We start from the raw sequence: 14461 nt of genomic DNA on the forward strand, positions 1-14461 counted from the left end.
CTTCGCGTCGTCGCCGTCCATGGGCAACAACGCGCGGCGGGGTTTCTTCCCGGTGCGGCGCCGGGGCTCAGACGGCCGCGGCGGAGGCCTCCCTGACCAGGCTCCGGGTCGCCACCGTGCGCAGGAAACCGGTGTCCGGCACCCACCCCGCCCCCGGCCGCGTCGGCACCCGCACGGTTCCGCCGGTGCACACCACCGGTTCGGTGGTGATGTCGCGCGCGTAGTACTTGTCCGAGCCGGACACGTCCGAGGGCAGGGTGAACCCGGGCAGGGAGCTGAGCGCGACGTTGGCCGCGCGGCCCACGCCGAACTCGTGCATGCCGCCGCACCAGACCGGGACGCCGTGGTCGCGGGCGATGTCGTGCGCGCGCACGGCCTGGGTCAGACCGCCCATCCGGGACACCTTGATGTTGAGGACGCGCCCGGCCCCCAGGGCCAGCGCGGTGTTCAGGTCCTCGGGGTCCTCCACCGACTCGTCGAGGCAGACCGGGGTCTCCATGGTCCGCTGGAGCCGGGCGTGGGCCAGCAGGGCCGACGGGGCGAAGGGCTGCTCGACCATGAGCAGCCCCCACCCGTCCAGTTCCCGCAGGACCGCATGGTGCTCCTCGGTGTCCTCGTAGACGCCGTTGGCGTCGACGTGGACGGGCACGCCGGGGAAGGCGGCGCGGACGGCCCGCACCGGCTCGACGTCCCAGCCCGGCGCGATCTTGAGCTTGACGCGGCGGTAGCCCTCGGCGACGCGGAGCCCGACCTGTTCCAGGAGGGCGTCGATCCCCGGTTCGATCCCCAGGGAGACGCCCGCCTCCACGGTGTCGCGCCCGCCGCCCAGCGCGCGGGCCAGGGGCACGCCCCGGCGCAGCGACCACAGCGCCCAGGCCGCCGTGTCGAAGCCGGCGCGGGCGAAGCGGTTGCCGCGCACCCGGGCCATGGCGCGGGCCAGCTCCCCGGGGTGCTCCCAGTCGGCGCCCAGGACGATCGGCACCAGGTGGTCGACCGCGACCGACCAGCAGGTCTCGACCGTCTCGGCCGAGTAGAAGGGGCCGCTGGGCGAGGCGATCTCGCCCCACCCCTCCGCCCCCTCGCCGTCGGTGAGCCGGACCAGGATGTGCTCCAGTTCCGTCTTGGCGTGGGAGCTGGTCTGGAAGCGGTGGACCAGGGGCAGCCGCACCCGGTGGAGTTCGATGCGGTCGATGCGGGTCATTCTTCCTCCGTGTAGAGGCCGAGTTCGGCGGAGAGGGCGTCCCGTTCGCGCAGGCGGCGCCCGGCCCCCTTGGAACTGGCGATGGTCAGGGTCGCCAACAGGTGCAGGGAGAGCGCGACCGAGGTGGGCGAGTTGGTGTAGGAGGCGCTGGAGAGGTCCAGGACGACCGCGGCCGCGGCGTAGCGGACGAGCGGGGCGTCCTCCGCGTCCGTGATGAGGACGAGGGTTCCGCCGCGCTCGGCGTAGGTGCGGGCGACCTCGACGGTCTCGCGCCGGTACCGGGACAGGGAGACCGCCACCAGCAGGTCCCCGGCGCGGATGTCGCTGAGCACGTCGAGTGCGCGCAGCGCGGAGCCGTCGACGAAGTGGACGCCGGACAGGCCCGCCGTGAGGTCGGAGGCGAGCATGCAGGCGTAGCCCAGGGACTTGCCCGATCCCAGGAGGTAGCGGCGCCGGGCGGAGACGATCAGGGCGGCGGCCCGCTCGATGGCGTCCTCCTCCGCGGCCCAGGCCAGGGCGGTGTCGAACTCGGCGCGCTGCTGTTCGAGGACGCGCTGCTTGAGCACCTGGGCGGAGCGGCGCTGGACGTTGCGGTCGAAGCGCTCGGACGGGGTGGTTCCGCGCTGGGGGGTCATGTCTCTCCTCGACTGAAGGTGTAGACCACGGTGTCGGGAGCATTCTCCGGCCTGGCGACCGAGACGAGCCGCAGGCCTTCCGCGAAGCGGGCCCGCAGTTCCGCCGAGAGGCGGGCCCGGTCTCCGGGGTCCTCCGCCGCGGTCCGGGGCCCGGCGGGCGCGGTGACCGTGGTGCGGTGGCCGGGCCCCTCGGCCCGAGGCCGGCCGGCCTCGGTTCCCAGGCCCCAGCTGACGATGACGCGGTCGGAGCCCCCGTCGTCGTAGAAGTCGGGGAGGAAGCGGATGCCGACCGCTCCGAGGACTTCGAGGTTGAAGTGCGCGTTGCGCAGCGAGTAGGGGTCGAAGGCCCAGCGCATGGTGTCCACGCCGGTCCTGCGCGCCGCCTCGGCCTGCCCCCGCTTCAGGGCCCGGCCGACGCCGCGCCCCTGGACGGTCGGGGCCACGACGGCGGTCTGCGAGTAGTGGTAGGGCGCTCCGCCGTCGACGGCGTGGACGCCGTAGCAGAAGCCGACCAGCGAACCGTTCTCGTCGAAGGCCCCGAGCACGCTGCCCCCGTTCTCGCGCAGGGCGGCGAGGAGGCGAGGGCTGACCGCGTGCTCGGGTCCCTCGTAGCCGAAGACGGAGCGGTAGAGGCCGGAGGCCGCGGACCACTCCGCGGCGGTGGTGAGGTCCCGGACGGTGATCCCGTCCGAGGCCGGGCGTCCGGGGGAGGAGTGCTGGACACGCATCGTCACGCTTCGCCTCCGGAGAAAGATAGCGAACGTATCATTCGACCTTCAGGTGCTTTTTCCCTATTGACAGGATTTTTGTGGCAACCATAGCATCCGTATATGAAACGGATCACCACTGCTCCCCCGGTCTCCGACGACCCCCTCGGCACCCTCCGCGCGCTCACCCTGCTGGAGTCGCCGAGCGGGGACACGGCGGCCCTGGCCGCCCTGGCGGGGGTACTGGAGCCGCTGGCGCGCCGGGCGGGAATGGACACCGCCCGCCGGGCCGGGACGGCGGGTGACCACCTCCTGTGGTCGTTGCCGGCACGCGGGGTCGACGGCCCGCCGCTGCTCTTCCTCAGCCACTACGACACCGTCTGGCCGACCGGCACCCTGGACTCCATGCCCTGGAGCGTGGAGGGGGACGTGGTCCGCGGGCCCGGGGTGTACGACACCAAGGCCGGGATCGTGGCCCTGCTCGCCGCCGTCGAACGGGTCGTCGCCTCAGGGGAGCCCCACCCCGAAGTGCGGGCGGTCGTCGTGGCCGACGAGGAGGTCGGATCGCCGACCGCGGGCGACCTGGTCCGCTCCGAGGCCGGGTCGGCCCGGGCGGTGCTGGGCCTGGAGCCGCCCCACCCCGGCGGGGACCTGAAGACCGGCCGCAGGGGCAGCACCCGGGCCCGCATCGAGGTCACCGGTGTGGAGTCGCACGCCGCCCTGGACCCCGACGCCGGCACCAACGCCATCGATGAGCTCATCGACCAGCTCCTGGGGGTGCGCGAGGTCGCCTCCCGGCTCCCGGTCCTGCTCAACACCGGCACCGTGCGGGGCGGCGGCCGGACGAACGTCGTCGCCGGCCGCGCCCACGCCGACCTGGGCCTGCGCTTCGCCGACCCGGAGAACGAGCGGACCGTCCTGGGCGCCCTCGAAGGGCTCACCCCGGTGCGTCCGCACGCCCGGGTCGCCTCCCGGCTGCTCTCCCACCGGCCCACCTGGCGGGAGGACGACGCCTCCCGGGGCCTGGCCGCGTCCGTCGCGGAGATCGCCGCGGGCATCGGCCAGAGCCTGGGCGGGCGCCCCGCCGACGGGGCCGCCGACACCAACACCACCGGGGCCCTGGGCGTCCCCACGGTCGACGGGCTGGCACCGCACGGCGGCGGCGCCCACGCCCGGGACGAGTGGGTGTCCGCGTCCGGCCTCACCGAGCGGATCGACCTGCTCGCCGCCCTCGTCACCGGCCTGCACCGCACCGTCTGAGACGGCGCCCGGCCGCCCGGGGCCGGCCCCTTCCGGGGCCGCCCTCCCCCTCCCCTCCCACGATCCCGAGGAAGACCATGACCGCCTCTCCCCCCGAACGGACCGCCGACGGCGCGGCCGCGACGGCGAACACCTCCCGCGGCGCACGCGTCGTCCGCGTCCTGAACCCGGTGCTGTCGGCCGTCGGCCTGGTGGCCTGCCTCGTCTGCGGACTGCTCTACGAGCCGCCCACGCTCTGGGGCCTGCTGCCCATCCTGCTGTTCGCCGCCCTGGTCGTCCTGGGCATGAACATGCTGCCCGCCTCCGTGGTCAGCACGGTCGGCGGCCTGCTCATCCTCATGCCGGGCCCCGGCGCCATGGCCGACATCGCGGTGGCGTCGCTCGGCAACCAGGTGACGCTCATCGGCGTGATCATCATGTTCGGGGCCGCGGTGGGCGAGGTCATGCGCCGGACCCGGGTGGCCGACGTGATCGTCGGCGGGATCGTCGGCCTGGTCGGCGGGCGCGGCCCCCTGGTGACCGCGTTCGCCGTCATGGTGGCCTGCCTGGCGCTCGTGGCCTCCCTGGGGACCCTGGCCGGGGCCCTGGCCATCGCGGCGCCCCTGGTCATCCCGGTCGCGGCCCGCCTGGGCTACACGCGCAGCGCGACCGCGGCGATGATGTTCATCGGCGGCTGCGCCGGCCTGGCCCTGGCCCCCTTCGCCGGGTCGAACGTCGCCATCATGACGGCGGCGGACGCCGGCTACCTCGAGTACCTCCTCTACGGCGCGCTGCCCCTGACGGCGGTCTCGCTGGTGGTGGGCCTGCCCGTGGTGCGGTGGATGCAGCGCCGCACCGAGGGCACCGGGGACGAGTACGGCGAGGCCGACATGGTCCAGGGACTGGACCGCCCCGACCGGCGCGCCCGCACCGCGACCGCGCTCTTCTCCGTCGTCCTGGCGGGGTCGGTGGTGTGGGCCGTGGCCTCCGGCGTCGGCATCCTCTTCCCCCTGGTCGCGCTGCCCGTCCTGGGGCTGCTCACCGGTCTCGTCGGCGGGCTGGGCCCGGTCGGGACCCTGCGGGCACTGGGCACGGGGGCCCGGAGCATGATCGGCATGCTGGTGCTGTTCGTCCTGCTGGCGGTGCTGTTCGTGGTGCTCGACTCCCTCCAGCCCTTCGACGTGATCCTGGAGCTGTACGGCGAGCGGCTGGAGGGCCTGGGCCCCTTCCTGTTCGCGATCGCCATCGCCCTGCTCGGCTGGGTCGGGGTCCCCGGCGCCACCGCGGCCCAGGTGGTGCTGATCGACGAGCTGTTCGGCGGCCTGGCCTCGAGCATCGGCATCGGCGTGGCCACGTGGATCATCGTCCTGCTCTTCGCGTCCAAGGCCGACACGTACGGCCCCTTCCCCAACGCGAACATGGTCGGCGCCATGGGCATGGCACGGTCGACGAACCTGAAGAACGTCCTGATCACCGGATGGGCGGTGCTGATCCCCGTCTGTGCGGTCTACACCCTCATCATGTTCATCGAGACCCGCTGAGGAGAACGCGTGCACGACATCGTCATCACCGGAGGGACCGTCGTCGACGGTACGGGGGCGCCCGGCCGCCGTGCGGACGTGGCCGTCGACGGGGACCGGATCACCGCGGTCGGAACCGGGCCACTGCGGGGGCGCAGGACCATCGACGCCACGGACCGGATCGTGTCACCGGGGTTCGTGGACCTGCACTCGCACGCGGACTTCACCCTGCCCGCCTCGCCGGGGGCCGTCACCCAGCTCGCCCAGGGCGTGACCACCCTGGTCACCGGCAACTGCGGTCACTCGCCGTTCCCGCTGACCGAGCGGAACAGGGACGCCGGGGGCTTCGCGGGCTTCGACCCGGCCGCCCTGGACTGGTCCTGGACGGACGCGGAGGGGTACGCCGCCATGCTGGACGCGCGGCGCCCCGGCGTGAACGTGGGGCTCCAGATCGGGCACAACATGATCCGCTCGGCGGTCCTGGGCGGCGAGGACCGCGCCCCCGGCGACGCCGAACTGGAGGAGATGCGGGGCCACGTGTCCCGGGCGGCGGAACAGGGCGTGCTGGGCTTCTCCACCGGGCTCATCTACCCGCCCGGCCTGTTCGCCGCCACGGACGAGGTGGTCGCGCTGGTGCGGCGGGCCGCCGAGCACGGCATGCTGTACTCCACCCACGTCCGCAACGAGACCGACCGGGTCCTGGAGGCCGTCGCCGAGGCCCTGGAGACGGCCCGGTCCGCGGGGGCGCGGCTCCAGGTGTCGCACCTGAAGAGCATGGGCCCGGGCAACCACGGGCTGGCCCTAAAGGCGCTGGACCTCATCCTGCGCGAGCGGGAGCGGGGGCTGGACGTGACCTGCGACGTCTACCCCTACACCGCGTCCAGCACCTCGCTGGCCTCGCGGCTGCCGGCCTGGGCCCTGGACGGCGGCGCGGCCGCCGTCGCGGCGCGGCTCGCGGACACGGCCGAGCGCGCCCGGATCGTCGAGGGCCTGCACGAGCGCTTCGGCCGGGACATCGACCCGGCGGGCATCGTCCTGGCCGAGCCGGGCCCGGGGCCCTTCGCGGACCGGGCCGGGTGGTCGGTCACGGAGATCGCCGCCGAGCGCGGTATGGACCCGGCCGAGGTGGTGCTGGCCGTGCTGGCCGGGCACGGCGACGTGGCCATCGTCAACCACGCGATGTCCGAGGACGACGTGCGGGGCGTGCTCGCCTCCCCGATCAGCGCCGTGGCCAGCGACGGATGGGTCCTGGACGCCTCCGGCCCGGGGCGGCCGCACCCGCGCAGCTTCGGGACGTTCGCCCGGGTGCTGGGCCGCTACGTGCGCGACGAGGGGGTCCTGGGCCTGGAGGAGGCGGTGCGCAGGATGACGTCCCTGCCCGCGGCGAGGGCGGGGCTGGCCGACCGCGGGGTGCTGGCGCCCGGGTCCGCGGCGGACGTGGCGGTGTTCGACCCGGAGCGGGTCGCGGACCGGTCCACCTACGAGGACCCGTGGCGGCTCTCCGTCGGCACCGAGGCGGTACTGGTCAACGGGGTCCCCGCCGTCGAGGGGGGCGAGGCCACCGGCGAGCGGCCCGGGCGGGTCCTGCGCCGGGCCGCCTGAGGCGCCGGCCCCGGAGGGCGGGTCACAGTTCGTCCTTGAACTCCTGGATCATGGTGTCGGAGGCGTGCACGCACATGATGCGCAGGCGTCCGGTGCCGGAGTTGACGAACCCGTGCCACACGTGGGGGCCGACCACCGCGGTGTCCCCGGCCCGGGCCACCAGGCGCTCCTCGCCGATGGTGATGGTGGCCTCGCCCTCCAGGACGGTCCAGGTCTCGCTGTAGGGGTGGCGGTGCAGGCCGGGGCCCTGGCCGGGCTCGTTGTCGACGAGGAAGAAGCTGATCCCGGAGCCGTACCTGCGGCCCTCGAAGAGCAGGGTGCGGCGGGCCTCGCCGATGACGATCTCGTCGAACGGGATGGCGCGGGGGGCCGTGGTGTTCGCGGTGGCGTCCATGGTGTCCTCTTCTCCTGTGGGGCCTGCGAGCGGTTTCCGTCCCCGCCGTCCGGCCGATGCCCCCACTCTGGCGGGCGGCCCCGGGAGGCTCTACTGTTTCGACATGGATCGAAAGAGTGCCCGGTTCCACATCGGCGCCGACGACGTGTCGGCCATCCGGTTCGGGGTGTCCCCGGGCCACGAGCTGGCGCACGCCGTGCGCATCCTGCTGAACCCGCAGCGGCACCCGCTCCAGTGGGGGTGGCTGCGGTCGGTGCGGGCGTCGGTGCCGGCCGCGGCCCTGGACCGGCTGACCGCCGTGATCCGCCGGGAGGGGTACTTCCCGGACTTCCTCACCGCGGCGCCGAGCTGGGACATGACCCCCGAGGAGGAGATCGAGCGGCTGCGCGCGGTGCCGATGGACGCGGTCCGCTTCGACCTGGGCAAGGTGCTGGTGCGCTCGGAGGGGCGCGCCAAGGACCTGGTGGCGGGCATGATCGAGCACCCGCGGCGGACCCGGGACATGATCGCCGACGCCTGGGAGCAGGTGTGGGAGGCGACGATGGCCCCGCACTGGCCGCAGATCCGCCGGCTGATGGGCGCGGACATCGACCTGCGGATGCGGCGGATGGGCGCCGGCGGGGTGGGCGCGATGGTGGCGACCCTGCACGAGACGGTGCGCTGGCACCGCAACACCATCGAGGTGGCGCTGCGCATGCACGACGAGGACGTGCGGTGCGAGGGCAGCGGGGTGGTGCTCGCCCCGTCGGTGATGGGCACCGCCCGGTGCGCGGTGCTCACCGAGCCGCCGGTCCAGCCCTCCCTGTTCTACCCGGTGGACGGGCTGGCCGAGACCTGGATCCACGGCGCCGCCGCCGAGGAGGCGCTGACGGAGCTGCTGGGCGCGGGCCGGGCCCGGGTGCTGGCCTGCCTGGACGGGCCCCGGACCACCTCGGAGGTGGGCGACGCCTGCGGGATGGCGGTCTCCACGGCCTCCCACCACCTGGGGGTGCTGCGCCGCTCCCGGCTGGTCCACGCCCGCCGGGAGGGGAACCGGGTGCTGCACACCCGCACCCCGATGGGCGAGACCCTCCTGGGCCGCGGCTGACCGGAGCGCGCCGCCGCCCCGGCCGCCCCCACAGAACACGATAAAAAACCAGAATTCGTATATATGAATTCACTTGACCATTGCTTTACCCCCGCTTTCCCCCGGCTTTAGACCCGTGGAATTTATGATCATCTCGATCCGGATGAGCGCGATCGCGCACCCGCCCCATCGGGTTCCTTTCCGGTCACCCTTTACGGGACAAAAGAAGAGGTGGTTCGTGAAGTTCGCCAAGACGCTCGCCGTCGCCGCCATGACGACCGTCGTCACCCTCGGTCTCGCCTCCCCCGCCGCGGCGGTCGAACCGACCCCGCAGTGCGAGCACAACGGCAACGTTCCTCCCTGCTGGGAGTACTACTCCTGGTACTGGACCTACTCCGCCTGCCACGAAGAGGGGCGCAAGCAGGTGCAGAGCAGCCGCTACTCGGACTACCTCTGCGACGGCGGAGCCACCGTCTACCTGTGGCTGCGCCGCGTCTGATCCCGGCCCGAACGAGAAAGGGCCCCGCCGGAATTCCGGCGGGGCCCCCGCATATCCGGACAACACGGGGTTCGAAAAACAGCATCCGCCCGGAACGGGAAAAGGGATTCCGAAAACGGTGCCCCGCGTCGCCCGGAACGGCGTCGGGCCGGGCGGTCACCGGCCCCCGGTGAGGGCGTGTCCCAGGACCGCGTGCAGGTGGTCGACGTCGGCCTCGGCGCCCCCCAGCAGCAGGGAGGCGCACAGCCCGTCGGAGGCGGCGACCAGGGCCTCGACGGCGGCCGGGTCGTCGGTGCGGGCGCGGGCCAGCCCGGCGACCTCCTCCCGCCAGCGCCGGGCCAGCGGGCGCAGCGCGGGGCGCCGCGCCGCCAGGGTGGACAGTTCGCGTTCGGCGAGCGCGCGCTCGCGCCCGGGGCCCGCGGACTCCGCGAGGAGCTCGGCCAGTCCCCGCAGGGTGTCCCCGCCGGCGGCGGTGACGGCCCGGATCCTCGCGGTGTAGTGGTCGGCGACGGTCGACAGCGCCGCCACGAGGAGGTCGTCGAGCGTGGCGAAGTAGTAGGTGGTCAGACTGGCGGTCACCCCGGCCTCGCGGGCGACGGTGCGGTGGGTGACGCCCGCTGCGCCGTCGCGGTGCACGACCCGCAGGGTCGCGTCGATGATCTCGGCCCGGCGGCGCTCCCCTCTGATCCTGCGCCCGTCGGTGACCGCCGTCGTCTCGCCCATGGTGCCTCCCTCACCGCCCAGGCTAGTGGCCGCCGCCCGTTCCGGCCCCGATGGGGCGGACGTGCCGCAGGGCGACGGCGCAGACCACGGCGAGCACGGCCACGACCGGGCCGGTGGCCAGGGCCGCGAGGTTGAGCCCGGCGACGAACGCGTCGACGGCGTCCCGGACGGTGGCCTCGGGCAGCCGGTGGGCCACCGACCGCACGCCCGACAGGCCCTCGCCGACCCGCGCGGCCACGGCGGCGGGCGCGTCGTCCGGAGGTGCGACCCGGGAGCGGTGGACGGCGGTGGACAGCCCGCCCAGCAGCACCACGCCGACCGCCAGCCCCAGCTCCTGCACGGTTTCGGACACCGCCGCCGCCGACCCCGCCCTGTCCGCGGGCGCAGCGCCCACGACGATGTCGGTCCCCAGGGCCGCGATGGACCCGAGCCCGAGGTAGACCAGGGTGAACCCGGCGACCACGCAGACCCGCTCCCCCGGGCCGGCGGCGGCCAGCAGCGCGTACCCGGCCAGCGAGGCGCCGAGGGTCGCGGCCATGACGGTGCCAGGGCGGATCCGCCGGGCGGCCAGCGGGGCGCCGACCGCGGCGGCGAGCATCGCCAGCGCGGGCGGTCCCATCCACAGCCCCGCCTCGGTGGCGGGGAGCCCCTCGACCAGCTGCAGGTACTGGGTGACCAGGAACATGACCCCGCCGACGCCGACCAGCCCGACCAGCAGCACGAGCAGGGCGGCGGAGAAGGCGCGGTCGGCGAACAGCGACACGTCCAGCAGCGGCTCCGGGGAGCGGAGCTGGCGGCGGACGAACAGCACCGAGCAGACCGCGCCCAGCAGGGCCGCGCCGAGGGTCCACGGGTCGGGCCCGTCGGCGGCCAGGTGCTTGACGGCGTAGACCAGCGGAAGCAGCGCCCCCAGCGACAGCGCCACGCCGGGCAGGTCGAAGCCGCCCCGGCCGGGGACCCGGTGCTCCGGCAGCAGGAACGGGGCGGCGGCCGCGACGACCGCGGCAACGGGGACCGCGAGCAGGAACACCGACCCCCAGGGGAGGTGCGCCAGCAGGGCGCCGCCGACCACAGGGCCCGCGGCCATCCCCAGCGCGAACATGGTGGCCCAGATCCCGATGGCCAGGGCGCGGTGCCGGGGCTCGGGGAACAGCGTCCCCACCAGCGCGAGGGTGGAGGGCATGAGCGTGGCCCCCGCGACGCCCAGCAGCGCCCGGGCGGCGATCAGCCACTTCGCGGTGGGGGCGAACGCCGCGAGGACCGAGAAGAGGCCGAAGGCGACGACGCCCACGGACAGCAGCCGGCGGCGGCCGATCCGGTCGCCCAGGCTCCCCATGGTGATGAGGAACCCGGCGATGAGGAGCCCGTAGGCGTCCATGATCCACAGGGTCTGCGCGGCCGTGGGCTCCAGGTCCGCCGCCAGGCTCGGCAGGACGAGGTAGAGCACCGTGACGTCCAGGCCGAGCAGCACCGTCGGCAGTGACAGCAGTGCGAGACCGGCCCAGGCGCGCGCTCCGGGGCGTTCCACGGGCGTCTCCCTTCTCTCGAGAAAGTTGAACGAGAGTACAAGTTGTACCATCGTTCAATTTTTTGGGGAAGGGGCGGCCCCGGGCGGGGAACGTGAGCGGACCCGGAATCAGGGCGGGCGGGCGGCGGTTGGCAGCGGTATGACCGAGACCTCCCCCGTGCTGCACGGCACCTTCACCGTGCCCTTCACGCTGGCCGCCGCCCCCGGCCGGGTGTTCGCCGGATTCTCCGATGAGCCACTGCGCCGCCGGTGGTTCCGCATGCCAGGGCCGTCGGCGACGGCCCGCCACCGGCTGGACTTCCGGACCGGCGGCACCGAGGAGGCCGGGAGCGTCTTCCCCGGCACGGAGGGGCCGGAGGAGCTGGAGTACCGGTCCCGGTTCCTGGACATCGCGCCCGACCGGCGCATCGTGTACGGGTACGAGGCCCGGGTGAACGGGGTGACCCGGTGGACCTCCCAGGTGATCCTGGAGTTCGCTTCCGAGACCGGGGGGACCCTGCTGACCTGGACCGAGCAGTACGCCTTCCTGGTGCTGACCGGGGACGGGTCCCAGGACGTCGCCCACCTGAAGGGCGCCACCCGGCTGCGCCTCAACGGGCTGGCCTCCGTGGTGGAGGACCGCCCGGCCCCGGGGCGCCCGCTCACCCGCCCCCGCCGGTAGCCCCCGCGCGGATCACCGGTCGCCGGTCCCCGCCTCCCCCCGCCACCCGTCGTCCGGGTACTCCTCCCCCTGCCAGCGGCCGTCCGACCAGTGCTCGTCCGGCGGAGCTCCGCCCGGCCGGCGCCCCGCCGACCCGGTGGACTCCGGCCGCTCCCCCCGCGGGCCCTCCCCGGGCCGGGGACGCCGCGGCCGGGGCAGGGCGACGGCCAGCAGGGAGGCGCCGACCAGGAACCACACCGACGGCCACAGCAGGCCCAGCGCCTGTTCGGCCCGCATCGACGGCATGGTCCCCCGGGGGTCGCGGGCCACCTCCATGACCTGCCCGGGCTCCGCGTCGGGCCGGGTCGCGGTCGTTCGCGAGGTCGTCAGGGTGCCGCCGCAGTCCCACTCGACCGTGAAGTCCCCCGTACCCGTGACGGGGTCCTCCCCCCACACCCGGCCCGGTCCCCTTGCGGAGCGCCCGGCGATGGCCTCGCCGTCGACGTACGCCACCGTGCACGTCTCGACCACGGCGACCGTGCGATAGGCCAGTCCGCGCCCCAGGAACTGGACTGCGCCGAGCAGGACCGCGACGGCCACGAGGCCGAGGACCAGAGGGGTCCAGCCGGCGGAATCCCGCACGACCGCGAAGAGGACCAGCACGACCCCGACGATCCAGGCGACCACGAGGACGAACACACCGGCGGCGTTCGGCGCCCATCCGTAATGGAGGTACGAGGCGCCCAAGAGCACCGTTACCGCGATGGGCGCCGCCAAGGCCGCGAGGAGCCGCCGCGATCCCGCGTCTTCGTCCCGCATGTGCCCACTCTCCCGTTCCCGTCGTACGGTTCGCGGGTGGGACGGCCTTCCGAAGGAGGCGGTTCCGCCACGGCCGCGGGGTTCCACGGCGGCGGGGCCGCCCGGACCGCGCTGTTCCGGAGGGGCGCGGGCGCACCGGCGGCGGAGCCGGAGGTCGGAGCGGGGGCGGGGCTCCGGTGGGCGTCTTCGCGAGGGTGTGGCCGGAACCGGCCGCGTGGCCCGCGGGGCCTCAGAGCCGGGCGCGGAGGGCGTCCGCGCCGGGGCCGCCCAGCCCCTCCAGGGCCGCCCCGCGGCCCGAGAGGGCCAGGAGCAGGTCCAGCGCCGTACCGGAGACGACCGGGCCATCGCCCAGGCCGGGCCCTCCGCCGGCGGCGGCGAGCCGCAGTCCGGCGGCCCTCTCCCGGCCTCCGCCGTACGCCGCCGGCGTGCGGGCCTGGAGCCGGAGGGCGCGCTCCACCGCCTCCGGCGGGTACGCGCGGACGATCCCCAGGGGGCGCCGGATGTCCTCGCCGTGGACGACCTCCTCCACGAGCCGCGTGTCCAGGGGCGCCGGAGGCGCCGTCGTCCGCGGCGCGACCTCCCGCAGCCGCTCCAGGGTGTCGGCGGGGCCGTTCCCGCGCTCGCGGGCGACACCGGCCCCGTTGAGCCGGTCGAAGTCCAGCCGCGCCCGCAACATGCCCAGGACGAAGCCGACGCGCGTGGTCCGCGCGGAGTCGACCAGGTGCGCCGCCACGTCGTGGACGGTCCAGCCGTCGCAGAGCGAGGGCGTCCCCCACCGGTCCGGCGGCAGTCCGGCCAGGTCCTCGACGAGGGCGCGGCGTTCGGCGTGCACGAGCGCCCAGACCCCGTTCACGGCGCGACCGCCGCGACGCTCACCCGGACGCGGTCGCCCGCCTCCTTGCCCAGCGCCTTGCGCGTCGCGGCCTTGACCGAGCCCATGTGGCCGCCGTTCCCCGTGGGCATGAGCGTGATCTGCACGGGCACCTCGTCGAGGGTGCCGTGGACCCGCACCGGCCGCCGGGTGCCGAAGAAGGCCGCGGAGCCGGGCACGTCGAAGACGGTCCAGGAGCCGGCCTCCGGGCCGGTGCGCAGTTCGGCCTCGAAGACGAGAGGTGTGTCGGCGGACATGGCGGCCCCACTTTCTGGACTGATGAGTCTTACTTCTCTGAGATTAGACTGCGCAGTATGATTTCTGCAAGAGAAGAAGTGTGAGGAGTGAGCGCGTGCGCCCCAGTTCGGTCCGGAAACGGGAGGCCGCCCTCGCGGCGGCCGAGCGCCAGTTCCTGGCCACCGGGTACGAGTCGGTGACCATGGACTCGATCGCGAGCGAGTCCGGTATCGCGAAGCAGACGCTGTACAGCCACTTCGGCAGCAAGCGGGAGCTGTTCCTCGAACTGGTCACCGCAAAGACGGTGGCGGCGAGCGAGCACGTGCTCGCCGAGCCGCCGCGGCCCGCGCCCGGCTCCGACCCGCGCGCGGTGCTCGGCGAGGTGCTCCGCGCCCAGTTGGCGACGGTGCTGGACCCGGCGATCCTGGGCCTGCGGCGGTTGGTGATCGGCGAGGCGACCCGGTCCCCGGAGCTGGCCGCCGCGCTGTACGAGCACGGCCCCCGCCGGGCGATCGCCTCGCTCGCAGCGACCCTGCGCGCCCTCGACGGCCTCGCGATCCTGGACGTGCCCGACCCCGGGCTCGCCGCGACCCACCTGAACTGGCTGGTCATGGGCGAGCCGGTCAACCGCGCCATGCTGTTGGGCGACGGGGCCGCGCGCCTGGACGAGGACGAGGTCGAACGGCACGTCCAGGCGGCCCTGGACACCTTCCTGCCGAGCGTGCTGCCGGGGCGGGAGCGGTAGCCCGCCCCGGGCGGAGCGCCGGGGCACCGCCCGGG

The 14461-nt window shown here is 74.5% G+C and carries 16 protein-coding genes; 7 read left to right on the top strand and 9 right to left on the bottom strand.

Annotated features, from left to right (window positions below; translation table 11 throughout):
• Window positions 1-67 precede the first annotated feature (67 nt).
• From menC to KGD84_RS22465, 3 genes are read right to left on the bottom strand one after another with little or no spacing between them, the layout of a single operon-like run.
• Window positions 68-1201 (bottom strand): o-succinylbenzoate synthase, encoded by a 1134-nt coding sequence (gene menC, locus KGD84_RS22455; RefSeq protein ID WP_220562365.1) that lies wholly within the window; start codon window positions 1199-1201, stop codon window positions 68-70.
• Window positions 1198-1836 carry a MurR/RpiR family transcriptional regulator gene (locus tag KGD84_RS22460; protein ID WP_220562366.1) on the bottom strand — a complete coding sequence of 213 codons (639 nt, stop codon included), beginning with the start codon at window positions 1834-1836 and terminating at the stop codon, window positions 1198-1200. Before KGD84_RS22460 ends, menC begins: the two co-directional genes overlap by 4 nt.
• A complete protein-coding gene (locus tag KGD84_RS22465) occupies window positions 1833-2564 on the bottom strand; it encodes a GNAT family N-acetyltransferase (protein WP_255647273.1) in 732 nt (243 codons plus the stop codon). Before KGD84_RS22465 ends, KGD84_RS22460 begins: the two co-directional genes overlap by 4 nt.
• Before the next feature lie 102 nt (window positions 2565-2666).
• Between KGD84_RS22465 and KGD84_RS22470 the strand changes: the two genes are divergently transcribed.
• The 3 genes from KGD84_RS22470 to KGD84_RS22480 all read left to right on the top strand — a co-directional run bounded on the left by KGD84_RS22470 (window position 2667) and on the right by KGD84_RS22480 (window position 6904).
• Window positions 2667-3803 carry a M20/M25/M40 family metallo-hydrolase gene (locus KGD84_RS22470; protein WP_220562368.1) on the top strand — a complete coding sequence of 379 codons (1137 nt, stop codon included), beginning with the start codon at window positions 2667-2669 and terminating at the stop codon, window positions 3801-3803.
• A gap of 77 nt (window positions 3804-3880) precedes the next feature.
• A complete protein-coding gene (locus tag KGD84_RS22475; protein ID WP_220562369.1) occupies window positions 3881-5323 on the top strand; it encodes an SLC13 family permease in 1443 nt (480 codons plus the stop codon).
• A gap of 9 nt (window positions 5324-5332) precedes the next feature.
• On the top strand, window positions 5333-6904 hold the full coding sequence (locus KGD84_RS22480) for an N-acyl-D-amino-acid deacylase family protein (protein ID WP_220562370.1): 1572 nt from the start codon (window positions 5333-5335) through the stop codon (window positions 6902-6904).
• A 22-nt stretch (window positions 6905-6926) separates the two neighbouring features.
• Here KGD84_RS22480 and KGD84_RS22485 read toward each other — a convergent pair whose 3' ends face one another.
• The gene (locus tag KGD84_RS22485; RefSeq protein WP_220562371.1) at window positions 6927-7298 is read right to left on the bottom strand and encodes a cupin domain-containing protein; all 372 of its coding nucleotides are present in this window, start codon (window positions 7296-7298) and stop codon (window positions 6927-6929) included.
• A gap of 103 nt (window positions 7299-7401) precedes the next feature.
• On the opposite strand from KGD84_RS22485, the gene KGD84_RS22490 reads away from it, so the two are divergent.
• Window positions 7402-8385, top strand: a complete 984-nt coding sequence (locus KGD84_RS22490) for an ArsR/SmtB family transcription factor (RefSeq protein ID WP_220562372.1) — start codon at window positions 7402-7404, stop codon at window positions 8383-8385.
• A 217-nt stretch (window positions 8386-8602) separates the two neighbouring features.
• Window positions 8603-8863 carry a hypothetical protein gene (locus KGD84_RS22495; RefSeq protein WP_220562373.1) on the top strand — a complete coding sequence of 87 codons (261 nt, stop codon included), beginning with the start codon at window positions 8603-8605 and terminating at the stop codon, window positions 8861-8863.
• 156 nt (window positions 8864-9019) lie between these two features.
• Here the strand turns inward: KGD84_RS22495 and KGD84_RS22500 are convergent, their stop codons facing one another.
• Together KGD84_RS22500 and KGD84_RS22505 are read right to left on the bottom strand one after the other, a co-directional pair.
• Window positions 9020-9586 carry a TetR/AcrR family transcriptional regulator gene (locus KGD84_RS22500; RefSeq protein ID WP_220562375.1) on the bottom strand — a complete coding sequence of 189 codons (567 nt, stop codon included), beginning with the start codon at window positions 9584-9586 and terminating at the stop codon, window positions 9020-9022.
• Between the two features lie 22 nt (window positions 9587-9608).
• Entirely contained in the window at window positions 9609-11114 is a 1506-nt protein-coding gene (locus tag KGD84_RS22505; RefSeq protein WP_255646746.1) for an MFS transporter, read from the bottom strand.
• Between the two features lie 139 nt (window positions 11115-11253).
• Here KGD84_RS22505 and KGD84_RS22510 point away from each other — a divergent pair, with 139 nt between their 5' ends.
• Window positions 11254-11775 carry an SRPBCC domain-containing protein gene (locus KGD84_RS22510; protein ID WP_220562377.1) on the top strand — a complete coding sequence of 174 codons (522 nt, stop codon included), beginning with the start codon at window positions 11254-11256 and terminating at the stop codon, window positions 11773-11775.
• Window positions 11776-11787: 12 nt separating this feature from the next.
• Here KGD84_RS22510 and KGD84_RS22515 read toward each other — a convergent pair whose 3' ends face one another.
• The 3 genes from KGD84_RS22515 to KGD84_RS22525 form a co-directional block, all read right to left on the bottom strand.
• A complete protein-coding gene (locus KGD84_RS22515) occupies window positions 11788-12573 on the bottom strand; it encodes a hypothetical protein (protein ID WP_220562378.1) in 786 nt (261 codons plus the stop codon).
• A 229-nt stretch (window positions 12574-12802) separates the two neighbouring features.
• Entirely contained in the window at window positions 12803-13426 is a 624-nt protein-coding gene (locus tag KGD84_RS22520) for a maleylpyruvate isomerase family mycothiol-dependent enzyme (protein WP_220562380.1), read from the bottom strand.
• Entirely contained in the window at window positions 13423-13701 is a 279-nt protein-coding gene (locus tag KGD84_RS22525; protein WP_220562381.1) for a DUF1905 domain-containing protein, read from the bottom strand. Before KGD84_RS22525 ends, KGD84_RS22520 begins: the two co-directional genes overlap by 4 nt.
• A 95-nt stretch (window positions 13702-13796) precedes the next feature.
• On the opposite strand from KGD84_RS22525, the gene KGD84_RS22530 reads away from it, so the two are divergent.
• Entirely contained in the window at window positions 13797-14426 is a 630-nt protein-coding gene (locus KGD84_RS22530) for a TetR/AcrR family transcriptional regulator (RefSeq protein ID WP_220562383.1), read from the top strand.
• Window positions 14427-14461 lie beyond the last annotated feature (35 nt).

The sequence above is a fragment of the Nocardiopsis changdeensis genome, from assembly GCF_018316655.1.
Taxonomy (GTDB): Bacteria; Actinomycetota; Actinomycetes; order Streptosporangiales; family Streptosporangiaceae; genus Nocardiopsis; species Nocardiopsis changdeensis.

Coding starts and splice junctions, on each gene's coding strand:
- menC (WP_220562365.1), bottom strand. CDS start 1,201: ATGACCCGCATCGACCGCATCGAACTCCACCGGGTGCGGCTGCCCCTG.
- KGD84_RS22485 (WP_220562371.1), bottom strand. CDS start 7,298: ATGGACGCCACCGCGAACACCACGGCCCCCCGCGCCATCCCGTTCGAC.
- KGD84_RS22525 (WP_220562381.1), bottom strand. CDS start 13,701: ATGTCCGCCGACACACCTCTCGTCTTCGAGGCCGAACTGCGCACCGGC.
- KGD84_RS22490 (WP_220562372.1), top strand. CDS start 7,402: ATGGATCGAAAGAGTGCCCGGTTCCACATCGGCGCCGACGACGTGTCG.
- KGD84_RS22510 (WP_220562377.1), top strand. CDS start 11,254: ATGACCGAGACCTCCCCCGTGCTGCACGGCACCTTCACCGTGCCCTTC.
- KGD84_RS22470 (WP_220562368.1), top strand. CDS start 2,667: ATGAAACGGATCACCACTGCTCCCCCGGTCTCCGACGACCCCCTCGGC.
- KGD84_RS22475 (WP_220562369.1), top strand. CDS start 3,881: ATGACCGCCTCTCCCCCCGAACGGACCGCCGACGGCGCGGCCGCGACG.
- KGD84_RS22500 (WP_220562375.1), bottom strand. CDS start 9,586: ATGGGCGAGACGACGGCGGTCACCGACGGGCGCAGGATCAGAGGGGAG.
- KGD84_RS22515 (WP_220562378.1), bottom strand. CDS start 12,573: ATGCGGGACGAAGACGCGGGATCGCGGCGGCTCCTCGCGGCCTTGGCG.
- KGD84_RS22465 (WP_255647273.1), bottom strand. CDS start 2,564: ATGCGTGTCCAGCACTCCTCCCCCGGACGCCCGGCCTCGGACGGGATC.
- KGD84_RS22460 (WP_220562366.1), bottom strand. CDS start 1,836: ATGACCCCCCAGCGCGGAACCACCCCGTCCGAGCGCTTCGACCGCAAC.